This window comes from Paenibacillus sp. P3E (genome assembly GCF_001909045.1).
Taxonomy (GTDB): Bacteria; Bacillota; Bacilli; order Paenibacillales; family Paenibacillaceae; genus Paenibacillus_AQ; species Paenibacillus_AQ helianthi.
The window spans coordinates 1-824 of sequence record NZ_LVWH01000139.1 but is presented as its reverse complement, the minus strand read 5'-3'; the positions used below and the strand labels follow the sequence as shown (position 1 = coordinate 824).

Genomic DNA, 824 nt, shown 5'->3' with positions numbered 1-824 from the left:
CCATATTCATAGTCCAATAGTGATTCAAGTTCTTCTGCTTTTCAACTTCATTATTTTGTTTAAAATACGGTGGGACAAAGCGACATTGAACATCAGACTCAGCTATGTCCAAAAATAGTATATTATAATGTTGAATTAATCTTTCACGTAAAACGAATTCACTCATAGTATACAGTTCTAATAATCCCTGTTTATAAAAACCCAAAACTGCATCAATTTTACTTTCTACATTTCCGTCTTTCATTAAAGATAGTATTTCTTGATTAGAAAAATTCATTATAATTTTTTTCTTTCGTAATGCAGCCCAAAATAATGTGTATCCAAGATTAGACCATTCAAGGTCACTGGATGGAAGTCCTTGCGGAATCGACGATAGTTCTAACCATCTATCAGTTATTGAATATGAAATTGTGAAGCTAATAAGGGATTTTTTAATTTCTTCAAGGTACGGAAGGATCTGAGCATTAAATTGAACAAGCCCTGCCGCTGCAAATTCTCCAGGTAATATTTCTCCTGTAATATCCATTGGAGCAAATGGCAACCATCCTGCTCCTCTTTCAGCAACAATACGCTCAAATACCTCCCTGTTCTGTACAACATATTGTTTGACATCAAGCCAGAGCATAGTGTTAAAAACACTACCATATGCAACCCAATCAACATAATGTATTCTTGCAATATCACTGATTACTCTGCTATCAATTTCATTATTCGTAAAATAATGAAGAAGAAGCATTTGTGGAAACTGATTTTCTACACAAGATAAGCTTTGTAATAACAAATCTTTTTCTTTAAATACCATACGATTCTGAAGAATTGAATAA

General features: G+C 32.9%; 1 protein-coding gene. It reads right to left on the bottom strand.

Annotated features, from left to right (window positions below):
- On the bottom strand, positions 1 to 824 hold an 824-nt coding region (locus A3842_RS12520; protein ID WP_218618680.1), incomplete at both ends, for a hypothetical protein.